The sequence below is a fragment of the Enterobacter sp. JH25 genome, assembly GCF_021725435.1.
GTDB lineage: Bacteria > Pseudomonadota > Gammaproteobacteria > Enterobacterales > Enterobacteriaceae > Enterobacter > Enterobacter intestinihominis.
The window spans coordinates 1,233,403-1,253,035 of record NZ_CP091319.1 but is presented as its reverse complement, the minus strand read 5'-3'; the positions used below and the strand labels follow the sequence as shown (position 1 = coordinate 1,253,035).

The following is a 19,633-nucleotide window of genomic DNA, read 5'->3' as shown; positions in this document are numbered from 1 at the left end:
CGAAATGTCAGTTTGTGTAAACCACGTTAACACTCTCATGATGAAAGTCGGATGCCTGCCCGTATAGCATTTGCTATAGTAAGGCACTTTTTTTAATTCCATCACGGATGTCGTAGTTCTGACCATGAAGACCACTTTTTCTGCTCGTTTTGTGCAGCGCATGGCGCTGACCACGGCCCTTTGCGCTGCTGCGTTCTCCGCAGCTCACGCGGATGACCTGAACATCAAGACCATGATCCCTGGCGTTCCGCAGATCGACGCGGAATCCTACATCCTGATTGATTACAACTCCGGCAAAGTTCTGGCAGAACAGAACGCCGATGCCCGCCGCGACCCGGCCAGCCTGACCAAAATGATGACCAGCTATGTTATCGGCCAGGCCATGAAAGCGGGTAAATTTAAAGAAACCGATCTGGTGACTATCGGTAACGATGCGTGGGCAACCGGCAACCCGGTGTTCAAAGGTTCATCGCTGATGTTCCTGAAGCCAGGCATGCAGGTTCCGGTCTCTCAGCTTATCCGTGGCATCAACTTGCAGTCCGGTAACGACGCCTGCGTGGCAATGGCCGATTTTGCAGCGGGCAGCCAGGACGCGTTTGTGGGCCTGATGAACAGCTACGTCTCTGCGCTGGGCCTGAAAAACAGCCACTTCCAGACCGTTCACGGCCTGGACGCCGAAGGTCAGTACAGCTCCGCGCGTGACATGGCGCTGATCGGTCAGGCGCTGATCCGCGATGTGCCAAACGAGTACTCTATCTACAAAGAGAAAGAGTTCACCTTCAACGGCATTCGTCAGACCAACCGTAACGGCCTGCTGTGGGACAATAGCCTGAACGTCGACGGCATCAAAACTGGTCACACCGACAAAGCCGGCTATAACCTGGTGGCTTCTGCCACTGAAGGCCAGATGCGTCTGATCTCTGCCGTGATGGGGGGCCGCACGTTTAAAGGACGCGAAACGGAAAGTAAAAAACTGCTGACCTGGGGCTTCCGCTTCTTCGAAACCGTGAATCCGCTGAAAGCCGGTAAAGAATTTGCCTCTGAACCTGTCTGGTTTGGCGATAACGACCGTGCTTCCCTGGGTGTGGACAAAGATCTCTATCTGACGATCCCACGCGGTCGTATGAAAGATCTGAAAGCCAGCTACGTGCTGAATACCACCGAGCTGCACGCCCCGCTGCAAAAGAATCAGGTCGTGGGTACCATCAACTTCCAGCTGGATGGAAAAACCATCGATCAGCGCCCGCTGGTGGTGCTGGAGGAAATTCCTGAAGGCAATTTCTTCGGCAAAATCATTGATTACATTAAGCTGATGTTCCATCACTGGTTTGGTTAAAAATTGAACACTTGAAAGTGTGATTTTGATCCCCATATACTACGTATCAGTAAAACTCCCGCCCCGTGGCGGGAGTTATTATTTTTTATACACACGCCGGAGCTGACATGAAAACCAAACTTAACGAACTGCTTGAATTCCCTACCCCTTTTACTTACAAAGTAATGGGTCTGGCGAAACCTGAGCTGGTTGATCAGGTGGTTGAAGTGGTACAGCGCCATGCGCCGGGCGACTACTCTCCATCAGTCAAACCGAGCAGCAAAGGTAACTACCACTCGGTCTCAATCACCATCACTGCGACACACATTGAGCAGGTTGAGACGCTGTACGAAGAGCTCGGCAATATTGAAATTGTTCGTATGGTGCTGTAGTCCTTCTGCGGTTACCCGGTTTGCCGGGTAACCCACTTCCCCGCTGTGATATACTCCCCGTTACCTATTCTCCCTTGTCTTCGGAGACATCCTTTTGTACCAGGATAAAATTCTTGTCCGCCATCTTGGGCTACAGCCTTACGAGCCTGTCTCTCAGGCTATGCATGACTTTACCGACAGGCGCGATGACACCACGCCTGATGAAATCTGGCTGGTTGAACACCTGCCGGTGTTCACTCAAGGCCAGGCAGGAAAAGCCGAACATTTATTGATGACGGGCGATATCCCGGTGATCCAGAGCGATCGCGGTGGACAGGTGACCTACCACGGCCCGGGCCAGCAGGTGATGTATGTTCTGCTTAACCTGAAACGCAGAAAGCTGGGCGTGCGTGAGCTCGTGACCTTACTGGAGCAAACCGTGGTGAATACGCTGGCTGAGTACGATATTGACGCTCACCCTCGCGCCGATGCCCCGGGCGTTTATGTGGGAGAGATGAAGATCTGTTCGCTGGGGCTGCGTATCCGAAAAGGCTGCTCGTTCCACGGGCTGGCGCTGAATATCAATATGGATTTGGCCCCCTTCCAGCGCATCAACCCATGTGGGTATGCCGGTATGGAAATGACGCAAATGCGCCAGTGGGTCGATACCGCCACGCCTGACAATATCCGGCCCGTGCTTCTGAAGAACTTTTTAGCACTGCTTAACAATTCCACCTACGAATATATTGCTGCTTAACTTACCTTGGGCAGTGGCTCAATTATTTGACCAGCCACTGCTTAATTACCGCATTTACGCTTTACAATAAACCGCATATTCTATATTTTCGAGTCGCCCATATATTAGCGTCACATATTAATTAGAACCTTAATAGAACCATCACCGGGTTTCGTGTAACGTGCGTGACAATCACCCAACTGCTTGTTTTCGATAAATAATGGAAACTTACTAAACACTTTACGAATCTCTGCAAGCATAATAAATAAATTCAACTATCATTCATATTGTGAATGGATACGGAGTAAGAGCGTGGAGCCTACTAATTTACCAGCCAAACGCCTGAATGAAACCAGCGGCGAAGATAAGCCGCAAATTTTTCGGACTTTACGTAATATTGATCTCAATTTATTGACTATTTTTGAGGCGGTATATGTCCATAAAGGTATCGTTAATGCTGCGAAAATTCTTAATCTCACGCCCTCTGCTATTAGCCAGTCAATTCAAAAATTGCGCGCGATATTTCCCGATCCGTTATTTATTCGTAAAGGCCAGGGCGTAACCCCAACTGCGTACGCCACCCATCTGCACGAGTACATCAGCCAGGGTCTGGAATCAATACTGGGCGCGCTGGATCTCACCGGCAGTTATGATAAGCAACGAACTATCACCATAGGCACCTCTCCCTCAGTGGGCGTTCTGGTCATGCCGGCCATCTATCAGGCGGTGAAACAGCATGCGCCACAGTTGCTTATCCGCAACGTGCCCGTCACCGATCCGGAAACACAGCTGGCGCAATTCCAGACGGACCTGATCATCGACGGCAATAGCTTTACGGCCAGAGCGTTAGGGCATAACGTACTTTATACCGACACTCTGGCGCTCGTTTGTCGTCAGGCTCACCCTGCGTTGAGCGCACCTTTGACGCCAGAAAATTTGCGCCATTACGAACATGCGACATTTATGTCCGAAGGACAGGGTCAGGATCCTCTGCGACAACGTATTGACGAACTGTTCCCGGACCGTCCGATCAGCTTTAGCAGTTACAATATGTTTACCCTCGCGGCCCTGATTGGCAGCAGCGACTTGCTCTGTATAATGCCTGTGCGTCTCTTCACTTTGCTTCAAAAGTGCTGGCCACTGGAGAGCATTCCATTAAGTCAACTTACGACGGAATCTATTGAAATCTCACTGCATTACAACAAGCTAAGCCTGCGTGATCCGGTGCTGGAAAACGTCATCAATGTGATCCGCCAGACTTTTTGATCCGCCTTTCAGCGTAAGGCCCTGCCACATGCGGGGCAAAAGGCACAAAACAACAACTATTTTACAAATTGGCGACTCGGCAGGCTGCTTTACCGCCCCTTTAAATGATATACTGCCTGTCGTTCGTTCAAAAATAGTTGATAATTACAACATTCCCTTGAATTGAAACGCTTTCCTTCGATATTCGCAACTGGAACACGCACGCTATGAGTAAACCCATTGTGATGGAACGCGGTGTTAAATACCGCGATGCCGATAAAATGGCCCTTATCCCGGTTAAAAACGTGGCTACAGAGCGCGAGGCGCTGTTAAGAAAACCGGAATGGATGAAAATTAAACTTCCGGCTGACTCTTCGCGTATTCAGGGGATCAAAGCGGCGATGCGCAAAAATGGCCTCCACTCTGTCTGTGAAGAGGCCTCCTGCCCTAACCTTGCTGAATGTTTCAATCACGGTACCGCGACGTTTATGATTCTGGGTGCCATCTGCACCCGCCGCTGTCCGTTCTGTGACGTTGCCCATGGCCGTCCTGTTGCGCCTGACGCTAACGAACCGCAAAAACTGGCGCAGACCATTGCCGATATGGCGCTGCGTTATGTTGTTATCACCTCCGTTGACCGTGACGATCTGCGCGATGGCGGTGCTCAGCATTTCGCTGACTGCATTACCGCCATCCGCGAAAAAAGCCCGAACATTAAGATTGAGACGCTGGTGCCGGACTTCCGTGGCCGTATGGACCGTGCGCTCGATATCCTGACCGCGACGCCACCAGACGTGTTCAACCACAACCTGGAGAACGTACCGCGTATCTACCGTCAGGTGCGTCCAGGTGCAGATTACAACTGGTCGCTGAAGCTGCTGGAGCGCTTTAAAGAAGCCCATCCGCATATTCCTACCAAGTCTGGCCTGATGGTGGGACTGGGTGAAACCAACGCTGAGATCATTGAAGTGATGCGCGATCTGCGTCGCCACGGCGTCACCATGCTGACGCTGGGCCAGTACCTACAGCCAAGCCGTCACCACCTGCCTGTACAGCGTTACGTGAGTCCGGATGAGTTCGATGAAATGAAAGCCGAAGCGATGGCGATGGGCTTTACCCACGCTGCGTGCGGTCCGTTTGTTCGCTCCTCTTATCACGCCGATATGCAGGCGAAGGGCGAAGAAGTGAAATAAAGCTGTAAAACTTATTTACAGTAAAACAAAAAACCGGCCTCGTGAGCCGGTTTTTTTATGCAAGCCTTGCAGCATTGCCATTACTCTTTGTGTGAAAGCTTCTGTGCTGCGATGTCATCTTCGGCACTTTTCTTCGCTGCCGCGTCGTCATCGTTCATTGCTTTCTTAAAGCCCTTAATGGCAGCACCCAGGTCTCCACCCAGCGTGCGTAACTTCTTGGTACCGAACAGCAGGACGACCAGTGCGGCAACCACCAGCAGTTTGGTAATACTAATCTCACCCATAAATACCTTCTTTACATGAAACAGGCTGCATTCAGCGCCAAAGAAACCTGAACGTATTAACGGTCATCAGGCGCGCGCACACAATAGCAATCTGTAACAAGGTGAATCAAGCATTGTTGAAAAAAACATCATATTAATTGCGGTGGCGCAAACCTGCGGTTGCGCAGAACAGGTAATTGCTGACGCGCAAGCGTTATTCGTGCTGACGTTATCTCCGTCAGCAGTAAAGCAGGCGCTTCCGCCGCCGCGGCTACGGTCACTCCCAGCGGATCGACAACCCTGCTCTGTCCAATATTTTTATTGCCACATTCACCCGCAGCCACTACATAGCAGGTGGTGTCCAGCGCGCGTGCGGCCAGTAGCGTTACCCAGTGATGCTCCTTAAGCGGTCCTCTGACCCACGCGGCGGGCAGAACCAGCACCTCGGCCCCCTGTAGTGCCAGGTTCAGCGCCAGCTCCGGAAAACGGATATCGTAGCAGGTCATCAGGCCAACCTTAAAACCCTCCACCTCAATCAGCGGCGGAATTACACTCCCCGGATCGACCAGTCGCGACTCCTGGACGCTGAACGCATCATACAGATGAAGTTTGGCGTAGCTTGCGACAATAGCGCCTTCACGTATCGCCACCAGCGTGTTCACCGCCCGCCCCGGCGTGGAGGGAACATGGATAGTCAAAATGGTGGTGAGCGCGTTACCGACGCTTTCGGCCAGCAGTCGTTTCAGAAACGCCCCTTCCAGCATTTGCGCAGACTTTACCGACAGGTCCGGATCGCCATCATCGCGCGCCAGTAACGCTTCAGGAAGCACCAGCAGCGCCGCCCCTTTTTGCTTCGCCTGGTTCATCAGGGAGATGCACTTGTCCGCGTTTTCATTCCAGTCCGGCGTCACCGCAAACTGCCCTACTGCAACATACATATTTGTCTCCCGGTTAAAAACAGCGTTACACTCGACGCACTTACACAGCAAATAGCAGGTATTGACAGTGTTACAACTACTTATAGCCGTTTTTATTGGTGGGGGCACGGGTAGCGTTGCGCGCTGGCTCTTAAGCATGCGGTTTAACCCGCTGCATCAGGCCATTCCGATGGGGACACTGGCGGCAAACCTGATCGGGGCATTTATCATCGGGATGGGGCTGGCGTGGTTTAATCGCATGACCAACATCGACCCTATGTGGAAGGTATTGATTACGACCGGTTTCTGCGGCGGTTTAACGACGTTTTCTACCTTCTCTGCGGAGGTGGTGTTTCTGTTTCAGGAAGGCCGGATGGGCTGGGCGCTGACGAACATTGCCGTTAACATGCTTGGCTCGTTTGCGATGACTGCGATCGCATTCTGGTTATTTTCCTCCGCCAGCGGACATTAAGCGCGACAACCTTAATGTTGGCTTAATTTTTCTCTGTCATTCTTGGCTCAATATTGAACGAGGGTGATAGCATGAGAGAGAATCTGTCAGGCGTGGGTATGGTATTGCTAAGCGTCGCGATCGTCGCCAGCTTTCTGAAGATCTATCTTTTTGGTTGATTCATAACGAAAAAAACCCGCTCATTGAGCGGGTTTTGAAATTCTTGCTGACGCGTCTGAATTACAGAGCGATTACGTTAGCAGCAGAAGGGCCTTTGGCACCGTTAGTGATTTCGAACTCTACGCGCTGACCTTCAGCCAGAGTTTTGAAACCATTAGACTGGATTGCAGAGAAGTGTACGAACACGTCTTTGCTGCCATCTTCAGGAGTAATGAAACCGAATCCTTTGGACTCATTAAACCACTTAACGTTACCTTTAATCTTAGACATCAAAATTACCTTTACATTAAAAAACGACACAAATGCTGTGTCGGGTATCAGTACAACAATTGTGAGGCGTTTTGTCCAGCGGATCTTTGATAAAAAGTGACAAAAGTCGCGTTAATTTTCGCTGTCCGATTTTTATCCTTTACATTTCAATGTCTGTGCGTTTTTTGGCCGATTTACCAGACAAATTCAGTTAAAACTGAAACCGCATCCAGGCAAAGTAAACGTTACCGTTGTTATACGTACCCGGTATGTAGGTCATCTGAAACGTTGCCGGACCATAGCCGATGGAGGCAAGCGGCAACAGTACCGGAACAGGAATGTATTTCCAGTTATCACGCGCCGTGAACCCTGCCGTATAGCCCAGCCCCAGACGGAAGTTGTCGTCTGATAACGGACGCCAGGTTTTTTCCCAGCCGTAGCCACCAATAGGCTCCCATTTATTGTAGGAGTCCTTAAACGCCATCAGGTACAGGCCATGCCAGTTACCTTTTTCATCCCAGCGAGACTGACCGAAACCAGCCCCCCACGGACGCTCGTTATAACGGTCTGTTTTTTCTTTATCGTAGGCAAAACGTGCATGCCACGTAATGGCCGGAATATAGAGATCGTAATGTTCAGGTTCGTTCCATGTTTGCGCGACGTTATCCGTGAAGGTGGTGAACCAGCTTTTATCCGCTGTATTGCTCTGTGCATTAACAGCAGACGCAAATGATAACTGCGCAATAATAAACAATAAAATCAGGGGGAATTTAATTCGTACAATCACAATGCCATTACCATATTTAGTATTCGGTGCAGACCTTAGCACAGAATACTTGAATGAACGCTTAACAGCATGGGTGTTATTCCTAATTACCATCCCGTTCCTGAGAATAGTCTGACGATACATAAACTGCATGCCTGAATAAGCACATGCAGTTGACATTTTTAACGTTGATGTAACAATTTGTAGAGTGCGGGAATAACTAACATCGACAATAACGGTGCAGTAACCATGCCACCAATCATCGGTGCAGCAATACGTTGCATCACCTCCGAGCCACTCCCATTTCCCCACATGATGGGCAGCAGTCCCGCCATAATCGTGGCGACCGTCATCACCTTCGGACGCACGCGCAGCACGGCACCTTCGTGGATCGCCCGCAATAGCACCGTATTTCCCCCTTCTGGCTCAAGCCTGTGATATTTATCAAGCGCATGATTCAAATATAGAACCATAATTACGCCGAATTCTGCTGCCACCCCGGAAAGGGCGATAAAGCCAACGGCCCCCGCCACAGACAAATTATATTCAAGCAGCCATAATAACCACACCCCACCAATAAGCGCGAAAGGCAATGTCCCCATTATTATCAGGACATTTGATATCCGCCTGAAGGTTAACCATAAAAGGATGAATATAATCATCAGCGTGACAGGTAAGACTATTTTAAGCGTCGCGGTCGCCCGTTCCAGATATTCAAACTGCCCGGACCAGGAGAGAGATACGCCCTGCGGCAATACCACCTTCTCCTCCACCCGTTTTTGCATTTCATCTACGGCGGACTTCAGATCGCGCCCGCGTAAGTCCACGTAGATCCAGCTGGAAAGGCGCGCATTTTCACTTTTTAGCATCGGTGGGCCTTCCGTCACGACGATATCGGCCAGTTCCCCCAGCGCCACCTGGCTACCGCTGGCGGTTACTACCGGCAACACCCGCAACGTGTCGACGTTATCACGCAAATCGCGGGGATAACGCAGGTTGATGGGATACCGCTCGCGTCCCTGGATCACCTCACCAATGTTATCGCCCCCGACCAGCGTGGAGACCAGGCTTTGCAGTTCATCGACGGAAACGCCGTAGCGCGCGGCTTTTTGCCGGTCGATACGAATATCCACGTAGCGCCCGCCTTCCAGTCGCTCCGCCAGCGCCGAGGAGACGCCAGGAACGTCCTTCACCACCTGCTCAATCTGCCGGGCCACGCGCTCAATGTCGGCAATATTATTGCCGTTCACCTTAATGCCGACCGGGCTTTTGATCCCGGTTGCCAGCATGTCCAGACGGTTACGGACAGGGGGCACCCACACATTGGCAATGCCCGGCAGCGACACGGTTTTATCGAGCTCCTCCACCAGCTTTTGCGGCGTCATTCCAGGCCGCCACTGCTCGCGGGGCTTAAAGTGGATAGTTGTTTCCAGCATGGTTAATGGCGCGGGATCGGTTGCCGACTCCGCCCGACCAGCTTTGCCAAACACGCTCGCCACCTCCGGTACGCTTTTGATCAAGCGGTCCGTCTGCTGAAGCAGCCGCGATGCCTCGCGAGCAGAGATCCCCGGCAGCGTGGAGGGCATATAGAGTAAATCCCCTTCATCCAGCGGCGGCATAAACTCACTGCCCAGGCGGCTCAGCGGCCAGAGCGTGGCGATCAGCAGCAGACATGCCAGTGCCAGGGTCGTTTTCGGGAAGGTCAGTACCTTATCAAGCAGCGGCTCATACAGGCGGATCAGGAGGCGGTTTATCGGGTTTGCCTTCTCATCCGGGATTTTCCCGCGAATAAAGAAGCCCATTAGCACCGGCACCAGAGTGATCCCAAGCCCGGCGGCCACGGCCATCGACCAGGTTTTGGTGAACGCCAGCGGCGAGAACATTCGCCCCTCCTGCGCTTCCAGCGAAAATACCGGTATAAATGACAGCGTGATGATTAACAGGCTGCAAAACAGCGCCGGTCCCACTTCAACCGCCGCCTTTTCCGCCAGACGCCAGTACTCTCCCGACGCAGGCTCCTTGCCCGGATTATCATGCCGCCACTGCTCCAGCACCTTGTGCATGTTTTCAATCATGACAATTGCCGCATCCACCATCGCTCCGATGGCAATGGCGATCCCGCCGAGCGACATCATATTCGCGTTAATGCCCTGATAGTGCATCACCACAAAAGCCCCGAGGATCCCCAGCGGCAGAGAAACCATCGCCACCAGCGCGGAACGCAGGTGGAACAGGAACAGCGCGCACACCAGTACCACCACGGCAAACTCTTCGAGCAGCTTGTGCGTCAGCGTTTTGACCGACTCCTCAATCAGCGTGGAGCGATCGTAGACCGGAACAATCTCGACGCCCTGCGGCAGCGTTTTTTGCAGCTCGCTCAGTTTCGCTTTTACCGCGCGAAGGGTTTCCAGCGCGTTCTGCCCGTAGCGCATCACGATTACGCCGCCAGCAACCTCCCCTTCACCGTTAAGCTCCGCCACGCCCCGGCGGATCTCCGGGCCAATGCCAATGGTGGCGACATCTTTCAGCAGGACAGGTACGCCATCGCGGGTGGCGATCACCACATTGCGAAAATCCTCCAGCGAGCGCAAATAGCCCGTTGTCCGCACCATATACTCCGCTTCGCCCATCTCCAGCAGGGCGCCGCCGCTCTCTTTATTGGCGGCCTGCACCGCGCCGGATAGCTGGCTGTGGGTAATATTCAGCGCGCGCATTTTCGCCGGGTCCGCCACGATCTGATACTGACGCACCATTCCGCCAATGCTTGCCACTTCAGATACATTCGGTACCGTCTTAAGCTCGAACTTAAGCGTCCAGTCCTGAAGGGCCCGAAGATCTGCCAGGCTGTGTTTTCCACTACGGTCGATCAGTGCATATTCGTAGATCCAGCCGACGCCCGTCGCATCCGGCCCCAGCGACACCTTCACGCCCGGCGGAAACTGCGCCTGTACCTGGCTTAAATATTCCAGCACCCGGGATCGCGCCCAGTAGAGATCGGTGCCATCCTCAAACAGCACATACACATAAGCGTCACCAAACATTGAAAAACCGCGCACGGTTTTGGCGCCCGGCACAGACAACATGGAGGTTGTCAGCGGCCAGGTCACCTGATCTTCAATCACCTGCGGCGCTTTCCCGGGGTAACTCGCTTTGATAATGACCTGCACATCAGACAGATCGGGCAACGCGTCCAGCGGCGCGCGCTGCACCGCCCACCAGCCCCAGCTGGCCATCATCAGCGCGGCCAGGATCACCAGCAGGCGGTTACGCAACGAGGCGCGAATCACAGCGGCAATCATGGCGTCACCTCCGACATCACGCTACGCAGGCTGGCTTCGGAATCAATCAGGAATTGCCCGGACGTCACCACCTTATCGCCCTCTTTGACCCCGGACAGGATCGCCGTCCAGCCCTGCGCCGTCAGGCCGGTTTTCACCGTCACAGGCTGGAAATAACCGTCCCCGGTAGCCAGCAGCAGACGCGCAGACTCTCCGCTGTTAATCACCGCTTCTTCCGGCACCGCCAGCACCGGCGGGCCTTTCAGCTCTTGCGCACGGCTGACGGAGAGGTACATGCCCGGCTTCAGCTTATGTGCGGAATTTTCCAGCACGATACGGGCTTTCAGGGTTCGCGTGGCCGCCTCCATCTGCGGCAGCAATTCGCTGACCGTGCCGTGGAACTGCTCCCCCGGCCAGCTTTCTGAGGTTGCTACCACCTTGCTGCCCACCGCCAGAGACTGCGCCTGCGTTTGCGGGTAGTCGACCACCAGCCAGACCGGATCGAGGCTGGCGATCTCAAACAGCGGCGCCGTTGCGGTGATTTGCGCCCCTTCCCGCACGTCCAGCTTCACCACATAGCCCGCCCGGTCGGTGCGCAGAATGAGCGTGGTCTGCGGCTTACCGCTACGCTCCAGCAAACGAATGACCTCTTCTGGCATAAACTGCAACGCCAGCCGCTCGCGAGCGGCGCGGGTCAATGCGGCATCGCCAAGCTGACGAACCGCGAGATACTCCTGCTGGGCGGCGGTCCACTGCGGGATCCACAGTTGCGCCAGCGCCTCTCCGGCTTTTACCTGCTGCTGCGGCGCATTAACAAACAATTTTGACACCACGCCATTGGCCGGGGCTGACAACACCGAGACGTTACGTTCATCCGTTGCAACCGTGGCAAAGGCCGAGAACGGCGAAACCAGCTGGCGCATCTCAACGTTGGCGGTTTTCATCCCCAGGTTTTGCTGCTGTTGAGTGCTGATGGCCACGCCTGACGCCGCCTGCGCTTCATCGGCGTAGCGTGGGACCAGATCCATATCCATAAAGGGGGATTTACCCGGCTTATCGAAGCGCTGACCGGGCACCATGGGGTCGTACCAGTAAAGCACCTTGCGTTCTGAGGGTTGTGAAGCCGCATCCGGCTGATGCGTCTGCTTCTGTCCGACAAAATAGCCGCCAACGGCAGCTATCGCGATGGCAATCGCCATTAACGTTGTTTTTTTCATTGCGCCAGCTCCTGCGGGATCAGCCAGTTCACGGCAGCCCAGGTTCGCGCCATTTCGCGCTCCGCCTGGTTCACCGCCAGTTCCGTATCCAGTACGCCACGACGCGCCTCCAGCAGGGCCGGAAGCGCCGACTGTCCAGAACGATATTGCGCCGTCAGCACCGCCAGCCGTTGTCGCTGCAACGGTAGTACCTCGTCCCGCTGACGCTGCCACACCGTTTGCGCAGCCTGATACTGCGCCACCAGCGTTTGCACCTGGGCAATGTGTTCGCGTTTGAGCAGCGTCAGTTGATCCACCGCCTGCATTGAGCGGGAAACATCGGCGGCGTAATCCTTGTCCTGACGTTTTGACTGGAACAAAGGCAGATCCACGCTGAACATCACGCCAGCCATATCGTCATAGCCTTCGGCGCGGTGGGCGTAATAGACCTCCACATCCACATCGGGTATCGCTGCCACGGCAGATTGCGCTGAACGCGCTTTCGCGGTCTCTGCTTCACGTCGCGCGGCCTCCACTTCCGGGTGTCTGGCAATCCCCTCCTGCAACGTTTTTTCATCGGCAGGAAGGCGCTGATAGCGCGGCAGCGGACCGCGAACCGCCGTAATAGCGTGCCCTGTTAGCTCCAGCAGACGGCTTTGCGCCAGCTGCACATCCCGCTGCGCCAGCGTCTCTTTGTCGCGCATGGCGCTGAGGATCATTTGCAGGGCCAGTACGCTGTCCGGCGTTGCGCCTCCCGCCCCGACGCTCGCCTTCTGCACGCCCCGCTGGCGTTCCGTTTCACGGACCAGCGTTCTGGCCGTTTTCAGCGCCTGCTGTGCCAGCGCCAGATCCAGCCAGGCCTGGGCGGTATCACGCTGAAGCGCGGCACGTACGGCCTCGGATTTTGCCAGCACGCTTCGCGCCTGCGCCTGAAAAGTCTGTGCTTTACGTTCCCGCTTCTCTGAGCTGACGTAGCTTTGCATGATGCCAACCTTCTGCATGGTCATCCCTTCGCGCGTAAGCCGCCGATCGTTGCTGCCCTGTACCGGCACGTTTTCAATACCGAATTTCAGTTTTGGATCAGGTAATTGCGTGGCGGAATCCGCCATCGCATCCAGCGCCTGCGCTTCGTTACGGCTGGCGGAGAGTTCTGCCGAGTAGCGCTGGGCTTCGGTCAGGGTGTGTTCGAGCGTCCACGGCTCCGCCTGCGCGGCGGAGGTTAACAGGCCGAACAACACCCCACCGAGCCACAGGCTCAGTGTGTGTTGTTTCATGGTGACCTCGCTTAGCGCGCTGGCGTCAGCGAGATAATCTGGAAACCGTCACCCGCACGCTCAAGCGTGAAGGTCACCTCATCCCCCGGTTTGGCGCCATTCAGCGTGGTGCCGGCAGATAAAGTAAACGGCATGGTCATCGCTGGCCATTTTAGTTCCGGTATGGCCTCGTGACGGAGCATGACGGCATTGTCAGAGATCGACTGAACCACGCCGCGGCCCTGCCAGGTCTGGTTTGCCTGAACGGTATAAGAAGCGAAAGAGATGGACGCGCCAACCAGCGCGGAAAGGAATAGGGTACGCATGATAAAACTCCTGTTAAACGTTAAGTAAATAAAATCAACGAATTAACAGGTTTTTACTCCCGAAACCGGCAATAGCGGATCGTTGCCGGCGGCCCCACAGCAGGAGGGGTAATAGACCACGCAGAATGGCTTGCAGATGAACACTCTGGCGTCGTTAAGGTCAGCGTCATGGCGGCAGGCAGCGCCACCAGATGCGGCTGGGCAGGTTCTTTTTGTACCTGATCCGGCACACAATGTTTTTCACACAGCGGTGAAGCACCGGCAGCATAATGCAGCCCCGGTTCCGCCATCATATCCATATGCTGGATGGTGGCCACCTCACCGCGCAAATCCATTGAACATTGATGGGAGGCGACGGCCACCTGACTCTGGATTAACAGCCAGCCAAACGCCAGCAAAAACATCAGCAGATGTTTTTTGATAAAGCGCAGGCGATACGTCCAGCTGGCGTGCATATTCAGATCGTCGGATAGGGTAAAAGTGAACCGAGTATAAGCAGGCAAAAGAATGAAAGAGAAGTAGTTTTAAAGAGATTTACGTTTTTAAATCGATTGTCGGCAAGTAATACTCAAAACCTTAACACTTCACCATCAATTTAATGACATATAATATCTATTCATCAGGTCAATAACGTCTTAATATAAATGACGCAGGGTTAGCAAAAATATCGTCATCATTGCCTTTAGTAGTCTCTTTCTTGATTTTAATCAGCAAGGACTGGCCATTTATTCGGCACATTTCAGGCTTCTTTTTTATTGATTATTTGTCTCTCGGGCAGCAAGGATACAGGGGAAATCATGCTTACTTTTCTCGAACTCCTCATTGGAGTCGTGGTCATTGTCGGTGTAGCACGCTACATCATTAAAGGTTACTCAGCCACCGGCGTGCTATTTGTCGGCGGCCTGACGCTGCTGATCATTAGCGCGCTAATGGGTCATCAGGTTTTACCCGCCAGCGAAGCCAGCACCGGATATACCGCTACCGATATTGTGGAATATATAAAAATTCTGCTGATGAGCCGCGGCGGTGACCTGGGCATGATGATCATGATGCTCTGCGGATTTGCTGCCTATATGACCCATATCGGTGCGAATGATATGGTGGTGAAGCTGGCTTCTAAGCCGCTGCAATATATTAACTCCCCCTATCTGCTGATGGTCGCGGCTTATTTCCTGGCCTGTCTGATGTCATTAGCCGTTTCCTCAGCAACAGGCCTTGGCGTGCTGTTAATGGCGACGTTATTCCCGGTAATGGTTAACGTCGGGATCAGCCGTGGCGCAGCGGCGGCTATTTGCGCCTCTCCGGCGGCGATTATTCTCTCCCCTACTTCCGGTGACGTGGTGCTGGCCGCGAAAGCCGCGGAAATGTCGCTGATTGACTTCGCCTTCAAAACCACACTGCCAATCTCCATCACCGCTATTCTCGGCATGGGCGTGGCGCATTTCTTCTGGCAACGCTACCTCGATAAGAAAGAGAACGTCAGCCATGAGATGATGGACGTCAGTGAAATCACCACTACCGCCCCGGCGTTTTATTCCATCCTGCCCTTCACGCCGATTATTGGCGTGCTTATTTTTGACGGCAAATGGGGCCCTCAGCTGCACATCATCACTATCCTGGTGATCTGTATGCTGCTGGCGGCCATCCTGGAATTTGTTCGTGGCTTTAATACCCAGAAGGTGTTCACGGGTCTTGAAGTCGCCTTCCGCGGCATGGCGGATGCCTTCGCGGGCGTGGTGATGCTGCTGGTTGCCGCAGGGGTGTTTGCTCAGGGGCTGAGCACAATCGGCTTTATCCAGAGCCTGATCTCTATCGCCACCTCGTTCGGCTCGGCCAGCATTATCCTGATGCTGGTGCTGGTGGTACTGACCATGCTGGCGGCGATGACTACCGGCTCCGGTAACGCGCCGTTCTATGCGTTTGTTGAGATGATCCCTAAACTGGCACACTCCTCCGGCATCAACCCGGCTTACCTGTCCATTCCGATGCTCCAGGCCTCCAACCTGGGTCGTACCATTTCTCCGGTATCGGGCGTGGTGGTTGCGGTTGCAGGGATGGCAAAAATCTCTCCGTTTGAAGTGGTAAAACGCACGTCAGTGCCGGTGCTGGTTGGCCTGATTATCGTTATTATCGCCACCGAAGTGCTGGTTCCCGGCGCTGCCTAAGCGAAATTCCTGCTTTCCAAAAAGCGCCTGCGGGCGCTTTTTGTGCTTTAATAACCTCCAGAAATTAATCGCGCCCAACCAATCAGGAAAGCAAATGTTCAGGAAGGATATCGTTATCCCGTCTGGCGCAGTAGCGCTTGCACTCTGTGTCTTCTCAATTCAGGCAGATCCGCTTAAGCCAACCCAGTACGGCGATTTCGATCGCTACGTTCTGGCGCTTTCCTGGCAAACTGGATTTTGCCAGAGTATGGTCGAACGCAACCGTGACGAACCGGAAGAGTGTCGCCTGCAAAAAGAGAGCAGCAACAAAACCGATTTTCTGACCGTCCACGGCTTATGGCCAGCACTGCCGAAATCTATTGCCGCTCGCGGAGTGGATGAACGCCGCTGGATGCGCTTCGGCTGTGCCACTCGTCCGGTTCCGAATATGCCGGAAGCAAAAGCCAGCCGCAAATGTGACGCCGCAGAGACCGGACTATCGCTAACGGGCGCGGCGAAGCTTAACAGCGTGATGCCCGGCGCGGGCGGCAACTCCTGCCTTGAACGTTATGAATACGCGAAACACGGCGTCTGCTTTGGTTTTGATCCCGACGCTTACTTCGGCACCATGGTGCGCATGAACCAGGAAGTGAAAAATAGTGCGGTTGGGAAATTTCTGGCGGAAAACTATGGCAAAACCGTCCGCCGTAGCGATTTTGATGCAGCCGTGGCCAAAAGCTGGGGGAAACAGAACGTAAAAGCGTTCAAGCTTACCTGCCATGGCAATCCGGCTTATCTGACCGAGATGCAGATCTCGCTAAAATCCAGCACCATTAACAACTCGCTCTCAGCCAGCACCTTTGCGCCACAGCCGCATCCGGGCAACTGCGGCAAACAGTTTGTTATCGATAAAGCTGGTTACTGATTGTTCCTGCGCGCATCCGGGCGTACCAGATCGAAGCGATGGCTGTCGCTGATGCCGTAGTAGGCGGACGGTCCACCCGCACGCAGAATGGGCTGCGCTTTCGCGGTCTGGTAAATCCCCTCTTCCAGCAAACTCTCGGCGATATGGACGCCCACCACTTCGCCGAGCACCAGCCAGGTATCAATCGGGATCCCATCCGCGCCGGTCAACTGAATGCACTGTGACAATCGACACTCGAAATTCACCGGGCTTTCCGCCACGCGCGGCGAGCGCACAAGCTGGCTGGCTACGGGCGTCAGGCCGGCAAAGGTAAATTCATCCTCGCCATGAGGGAGTGTGGCGGAGGTTTCATTCATCGCCTCAGCCAGATCGCGCGTTGCGAGGTTCCAGACAAACTCTTCCGTTTCGGTAATATTCCGCACGCTATCCTTCCAGCCGTTGCTGGAAAAACCAATGATCGGTGGGCGATAGTTAAAGCAGTTAAAGAAGCTGTACGGGGCAAGGTTCAGTTGACCGGCCTTATCACAGGATGAAATCCAGCCAATCGGACGTGGACCGATAATGGCGTTCAGCGGGTCGTGCGGCAGGCCGTGCCCCTGAGACGGTTGGTAAAAGTACATATCGCTCTCTCTACGCAGGGGCTGCAACGCGCATTGCCCGGTTTAAGTTTTACCAGCGTAACGAAATTTCCGTTCAGCGTGAATCGGGATGCCGGGTTTATTGCCAAAAATTCATATGGCGCACGAATGTGACCTTCATCACTTCAAACTTAGGGTTTCAGACAGTATCATCAGATAAGTTAAACCCTCGCTGCCAGACGGCGAGGGTTTTCTTTTGGATTGGTTTCTGCGTTACACGCAGCATTAACGACATGGAGTAAAAATGTCCAGACCTACGATTATCATCAATGAACTCGACGCAGAACGTATTGACCGACTGTTGGAGAAACCAGAATTCGCCTCGCTGCCGGTAGCCGATGCGCTGAACGAAGAGCTAGACCGGGCGCAGATGTGTACGCCTGAGACCATGCCGCATGATGTGGTCACCATGAACAGCCAGGTGAAGTTCCGCAACCTGACCACCGGGGAGGAACTCACCCGTACGCTGGTCTATCCGGCGCAGATGACCGACAGCAGCATGCAGCTTTCGGTGCTGGCACCCGTGGGCGCGGCGCTGCTTGGACTGCGCACGGGCGATACTATCCACTGGGAACTCCCGGGCGGCGCCTCAGCCCATCTGGAAGTGCTTGAGCTGCTCTACCAGCCCGAAGCCGCTGGCGATTACCTGCGTTAATCCCTTCTGAACAAGCGACCCCGCTTTGCACAGAGGATGCACCTGCATCCTCTTTCCGCAAATTCACCCGATTGTGTTATATCGGACAAAAACCGCTTAATCCATGTTTACTCTGTCGTAGTGCCGTGGGGACGAAACCTCACACAACGCCGCCGGGGAAGGCATTCACCAGTCCCTTCACTTTCTGCTGCGCTGCCTCCGGGGTATCTGCGCCAGGCACCAGGATCACCTTGCGGCACTCCTCCTCCCGTTTTTCGAAGATCTTATAGGCGCGCTCCGCATCAGCCAGCGGAAGATAGTGGGTCACAATATCTTCCGGTGTAAGCAACCCTTTTTCGATAAGCGGCAGCAGCTCTCCCAGCCAGGCGTGGACGTGCGTCTGCCCCATCTTAAAGCTCAGCCCTTTATCGAAGGCATCGCCAAACAGGAAGCCATGGATGAAACCGGCGTACACACCCGGCACGCTGACCACGCCGCCGCGTCGCACCGCAGCAATGCACTGGCGCAGGGCTTTGCCGCTGCTGCCTTCAATTTTCAGGTTACTGAGGATCGTTTCCGTCGTGCTGCCTTTGGCCTCAAACCCGACGGCATCAATCACCGCATCCACCCCGCGCTGCCCGGCCGTTTGCTCAATGATTTTCTCCGCCGCGTCGTTATCATCATCAAAGTTAATCGGGATCGCGCCGTAGCGCTCCTGGGCAAACCGCAGTCGATAGGGATGATGGTCAACCACAAAAATCTGCTCTGCGCCGAGAAGCCGCGCGCAGGCAATGGTCAGTAACCCCACCGGCCCGGCCCCGAATACGGCGACGCTGGAGCCTTTCTGGATCTGCGCATTTTTCGCCGCCTGCCAGGCGGTAGGCAGAATATCTGACAGGAAAAGCGCTTTGTCGTCTGACAGCAGCTGAGGCACTTTAAACGGCCCCACGTTGCCTTTCGGCACGCGCACATACTCCGCCTGTCCGCCCGGCACGCCGCCGTAAAGATGGCTGTAGCCAAACAGCGCGGCAGGGGCGGGAATTTGCTTTTTGTTCAGCGCCGCGCCCTGCCCGCGGTTCGTGTTTTCGCAGGCCGCGTACTGTTGCATCTGGCAAAAGAAACAGTCACCGCAGGCAATCACAAACGGGATCACCACCCGGTCACCTTTCTGCACGTTCTTCACTTCGCTCCCGCACTCCACCACCTCGCCCATAAATTCATGACCAAAGATATCGCCGTGCTGGACCTTGGGAATTTTTCCGCGATAAAGATGCAAATCAGAACCACAGATCGCCGTGGCCGTTACGCGCAGGATGATATCGTCAGGCTGTTCGATGCCCGGATCGGGGACATTATCGACCCGAACATGATGTGGACCGTGATAGGTGAGAGCTTTCATGCAACCTCCGAAAGGGTGTGGGTAAGCTTATAAAAGGGTAGCTACCTCTCGGGATCTGCCCCGGAATCCGGCTGTTTTGAGATTTATCCTGGCGAGATAAAAAAGTGCTGTCGGGATTACAGAAACCTTTTATATTTTGTGGTTGAATGATTTC

The 19,633-nt window shown here is 54.2% G+C and carries 20 protein-coding genes; 9 read left to right on the top strand and 11 right to left on the bottom strand.

Annotation, left to right across the window (positions count from 1 at the left end):
- Window positions 1-124 precede the first annotated feature (124 nt).
- The 5 genes from dacA to lipA all read left to right on the top strand — a co-directional run bounded on the left by dacA (window position 125) and on the right by lipA (window position 4,860).
- On the top strand, window positions 125-1,336 hold the full coding sequence (gene dacA / locus L2Y28_RS05915; protein ID WP_003858714.1) for a D-alanyl-D-alanine carboxypeptidase DacA: 1,212 nt from the start codon (window positions 125-127) through the stop codon (window positions 1,334-1,336).
- A gap of 107 nt (window positions 1,337-1,443) precedes the next feature.
- The gene (gene ybeD / locus L2Y28_RS05910; RefSeq protein WP_003858718.1) at window positions 1,444-1,707 is read left to right on the top strand and encodes a DUF493 family protein YbeD; all 264 of its coding nucleotides are present in this window, start codon (window positions 1,444-1,446) and stop codon (window positions 1,705-1,707) included.
- A 94-nt stretch (window positions 1,708-1,801) separates the two neighbouring features.
- Window positions 1,802-2,443, top strand: a complete 642-nt coding sequence (gene lipB / locus L2Y28_RS05905; RefSeq protein WP_022647426.1) for a lipoyl(octanoyl) transferase LipB — start codon at window positions 1,802-1,804, stop codon at window positions 2,441-2,443.
- 291 nt (window positions 2,444-2,734) lie between these two features.
- A complete protein-coding gene (locus tag L2Y28_RS05900; RefSeq protein ID WP_022647425.1) occupies window positions 2,735-3,688 on the top strand; it encodes a YbeF family transcriptional regulator in 954 nt (317 codons plus the stop codon).
- Window positions 3,689-3,894: 206 nt separating this feature from the next.
- Complete coding sequence (gene lipA / locus L2Y28_RS05895) at window positions 3,895-4,860, top strand: lipoyl synthase (RefSeq protein ID WP_006809637.1); 966 nt, start codon at window positions 3,895-3,897, stop codon at window positions 4,858-4,860.
- An 80-nt stretch (window positions 4,861-4,940) separates the two neighbouring features.
- Here the strand turns inward: lipA and tatE are convergent, their stop codons facing one another.
- Window positions 4,941-5,144: a twin-arginine translocase subunit TatE gene (gene tatE, locus L2Y28_RS05890; protein WP_022647424.1), complete on the bottom strand. Its 204-nt coding sequence runs from the start codon at window positions 5,142-5,144 to the stop codon at window positions 4,941-4,943.
- A gap of 128 nt (window positions 5,145-5,272) precedes the next feature.
- Window positions 5,273-6,061: a deaminated glutathione amidase gene (locus tag L2Y28_RS05885; protein ID WP_022647423.1), complete on the bottom strand. Its 789-nt coding sequence runs from the start codon at window positions 6,059-6,061 to the stop codon at window positions 5,273-5,275.
- Between the two features lie 67 nt (window positions 6,062-6,128).
- Here L2Y28_RS05885 and crcB point away from each other — a divergent pair, with 67 nt between their 5' ends.
- Window positions 6,129-6,512 carry a fluoride efflux transporter CrcB gene (crcB, locus tag L2Y28_RS05880; RefSeq protein ID WP_017382474.1) on the top strand — a complete coding sequence of 128 codons (384 nt, stop codon included), beginning with the start codon at window positions 6,129-6,131 and terminating at the stop codon, window positions 6,510-6,512.
- Window positions 6,513-6,731: 219 nt separating this feature from the next.
- Here crcB and cspE read toward each other — a convergent pair whose 3' ends face one another.
- The 7 genes from cspE to L2Y28_RS05845 all read right to left on the bottom strand — a co-directional run bounded on the left by cspE (window position 6,732) and on the right by L2Y28_RS05845 (window position 14,194).
- The gene (gene cspE / locus L2Y28_RS05875) at window positions 6,732-6,941 is read right to left on the bottom strand and encodes a transcription antiterminator/RNA stability regulator CspE (protein ID WP_002439184.1); all 210 of its coding nucleotides are present in this window, start codon (window positions 6,939-6,941) and stop codon (window positions 6,732-6,734) included.
- 190 nt (window positions 6,942-7,131) lie between these two features.
- Window positions 7,132-7,707 (bottom strand): lipid IV(A) palmitoyltransferase PagP, encoded by a 576-nt coding sequence (gene pagP / locus L2Y28_RS05870; RefSeq protein ID WP_032621658.1) that lies wholly within the window; start codon window positions 7,705-7,707, stop codon window positions 7,132-7,134.
- 161 nt (window positions 7,708-7,868) lie between these two features.
- Window positions 7,869-10,985, bottom strand: a complete 3,117-nt coding sequence (locus L2Y28_RS05865; RefSeq protein WP_022647421.1) for an efflux RND transporter permease subunit — start codon at window positions 10,983-10,985, stop codon at window positions 7,869-7,871.
- A complete protein-coding gene (locus L2Y28_RS05860) occupies window positions 10,982-12,181 on the bottom strand; it encodes an efflux RND transporter periplasmic adaptor subunit (RefSeq protein WP_022647420.1) in 1,200 nt (399 codons plus the stop codon). Before L2Y28_RS05860 ends, L2Y28_RS05865 begins: the two co-directional genes overlap by 4 nt.
- Window positions 12,178-13,434: a TolC family protein gene (locus L2Y28_RS05855; protein WP_022647419.1), complete on the bottom strand. Its 1,257-nt coding sequence runs from the start codon at window positions 13,432-13,434 to the stop codon at window positions 12,178-12,180. The genes L2Y28_RS05860 and L2Y28_RS05855 overlap by 4 nt, the downstream gene beginning before the upstream one ends.
- 11 nt (window positions 13,435-13,445) lie before the next feature.
- The gene (locus tag L2Y28_RS05850) at window positions 13,446-13,739 is read right to left on the bottom strand and encodes a copper-binding protein (protein WP_022647418.1); all 294 of its coding nucleotides are present in this window, start codon (window positions 13,737-13,739) and stop codon (window positions 13,446-13,448) included.
- A gap of 53 nt (window positions 13,740-13,792) precedes the next feature.
- Window positions 13,793-14,194 carry a hypothetical protein gene (locus tag L2Y28_RS05845; RefSeq protein ID WP_022647417.1) on the bottom strand — a complete coding sequence of 134 codons (402 nt, stop codon included), beginning with the start codon at window positions 14,192-14,194 and terminating at the stop codon, window positions 13,793-13,795.
- 342 nt (window positions 14,195-14,536) lie between these two features.
- Here L2Y28_RS05845 and dcuC point away from each other — a divergent pair, with 342 nt between their 5' ends.
- Window positions 14,537-15,904 carry an anaerobic C4-dicarboxylate transporter DcuC gene (gene dcuC, locus L2Y28_RS05840; RefSeq protein WP_017382481.1) on the top strand — a complete coding sequence of 456 codons (1,368 nt, stop codon included), beginning with the start codon at window positions 14,537-14,539 and terminating at the stop codon, window positions 15,902-15,904.
- A 94-nt stretch (window positions 15,905-15,998) separates the two neighbouring features.
- On the top strand, window positions 15,999-16,808 hold the full coding sequence (rna, locus tag L2Y28_RS05835; protein ID WP_022647416.1) for a ribonuclease I: 810 nt from the start codon (window positions 15,999-16,001) through the stop codon (window positions 16,806-16,808).
- On the opposite strand, the gene L2Y28_RS05830 is transcribed toward rna, so the two are convergent.
- The gene (locus L2Y28_RS05830; RefSeq protein ID WP_022647415.1) at window positions 16,802-17,428 is read right to left on the bottom strand and encodes a flavin reductase family protein; all 627 of its coding nucleotides are present in this window, start codon (window positions 17,426-17,428) and stop codon (window positions 16,802-16,804) included. The two genes, rna and L2Y28_RS05830, sit on opposite strands and share 7 nt — an antisense overlap.
- A gap of 262 nt (window positions 17,429-17,690) precedes the next feature.
- On the opposite strand from L2Y28_RS05830, the gene rnk reads away from it, so the two are divergent.
- The gene (gene rnk / locus L2Y28_RS05825) at window positions 17,691-18,101 is read left to right on the top strand and encodes a nucleoside diphosphate kinase regulator (protein WP_022647414.1); all 411 of its coding nucleotides are present in this window, start codon (window positions 17,691-17,693) and stop codon (window positions 18,099-18,101) included.
- Between the two features lie 139 nt (window positions 18,102-18,240).
- On the opposite strand, the gene L2Y28_RS05820 is transcribed toward rnk, so the two are convergent.
- On the bottom strand, window positions 18,241-19,479 hold the full coding sequence (locus L2Y28_RS05820) for a zinc-dependent alcohol dehydrogenase (RefSeq protein WP_015571156.1): 1,239 nt from the start codon (window positions 19,477-19,479) through the stop codon (window positions 18,241-18,243).
- Window positions 19,480-19,633: the final 154 nt, after the last annotated feature.

What these genes read in the sequence shown, in the direction of transcription:
- dacA (WP_003858714.1), top strand. Translation starts at nt 125, where the DNA reads ATGAAGACCACTTTTTCTGCTCGTTTTGTGCAGCGCATGGCGCTGACC.
- ybeD (WP_003858718.1), top strand. Translation starts at nt 1,444, where the DNA reads ATGAAAACCAAACTTAACGAACTGCTTGAATTCCCTACCCCTTTTACT.
- lipA (WP_006809637.1), top strand. Translation starts at nt 3,895, where the DNA reads ATGAGTAAACCCATTGTGATGGAACGCGGTGTTAAATACCGCGATGCC.
- tatE (WP_022647424.1), bottom strand. Translation starts at nt 5,144, where the DNA reads ATGGGTGAGATTAGTATTACCAAACTGCTGGTGGTTGCCGCACTGGTC.
- L2Y28_RS05885 (WP_022647423.1), bottom strand. Translation starts at nt 6,061, where the DNA reads ATGTATGTTGCAGTAGGGCAGTTTGCGGTGACGCCGGACTGGAATGAA.
- cspE (WP_002439184.1), bottom strand. Translation starts at nt 6,941, where the DNA reads ATGTCTAAGATTAAAGGTAACGTTAAGTGGTTTAATGAGTCCAAAGGA.
- L2Y28_RS05865 (WP_022647421.1), bottom strand. Translation starts at nt 10,985, where the DNA reads ATGATTGCCGCTGTGATTCGCGCCTCGTTGCGTAACCGCCTGCTGGTG.
- L2Y28_RS05860 (WP_022647420.1), bottom strand. Translation starts at nt 12,181, where the DNA reads ATGAAAAAAACAACGTTAATGGCGATTGCCATCGCGATAGCTGCCGTT.
- L2Y28_RS05855 (WP_022647419.1), bottom strand. Translation starts at nt 13,434, where the DNA reads ATGAAACAACACACACTGAGCCTGTGGCTCGGTGGGGTGTTGTTCGGC.
- L2Y28_RS05850 (WP_022647418.1), bottom strand. Translation starts at nt 13,739, where the DNA reads ATGCGTACCCTATTCCTTTCCGCGCTGGTTGGCGCGTCCATCTCTTTC.
- L2Y28_RS05845 (WP_022647417.1), bottom strand. Translation starts at nt 14,194, where the DNA reads ATGCACGCCAGCTGGACGTATCGCCTGCGCTTTATCAAAAAACATCTG.
- dcuC (WP_017382481.1), top strand. Translation starts at nt 14,537, where the DNA reads ATGCTTACTTTTCTCGAACTCCTCATTGGAGTCGTGGTCATTGTCGGT.
- rna (WP_022647416.1), top strand. Translation starts at nt 15,999, where the DNA reads ATGTTCAGGAAGGATATCGTTATCCCGTCTGGCGCAGTAGCGCTTGCA.
- L2Y28_RS05830 (WP_022647415.1), bottom strand. Translation starts at nt 17,428, where the DNA reads ATGTACTTTTACCAACCGTCTCAGGGGCACGGCCTGCCGCACGACCCG.
- rnk (WP_022647414.1), top strand. Translation starts at nt 17,691, where the DNA reads ATGTCCAGACCTACGATTATCATCAATGAACTCGACGCAGAACGTATT.
- L2Y28_RS05820 (WP_015571156.1), bottom strand. Translation starts at nt 19,479, where the DNA reads ATGAAAGCTCTCACCTATCACGGTCCACATCATGTTCGGGTCGATAAT.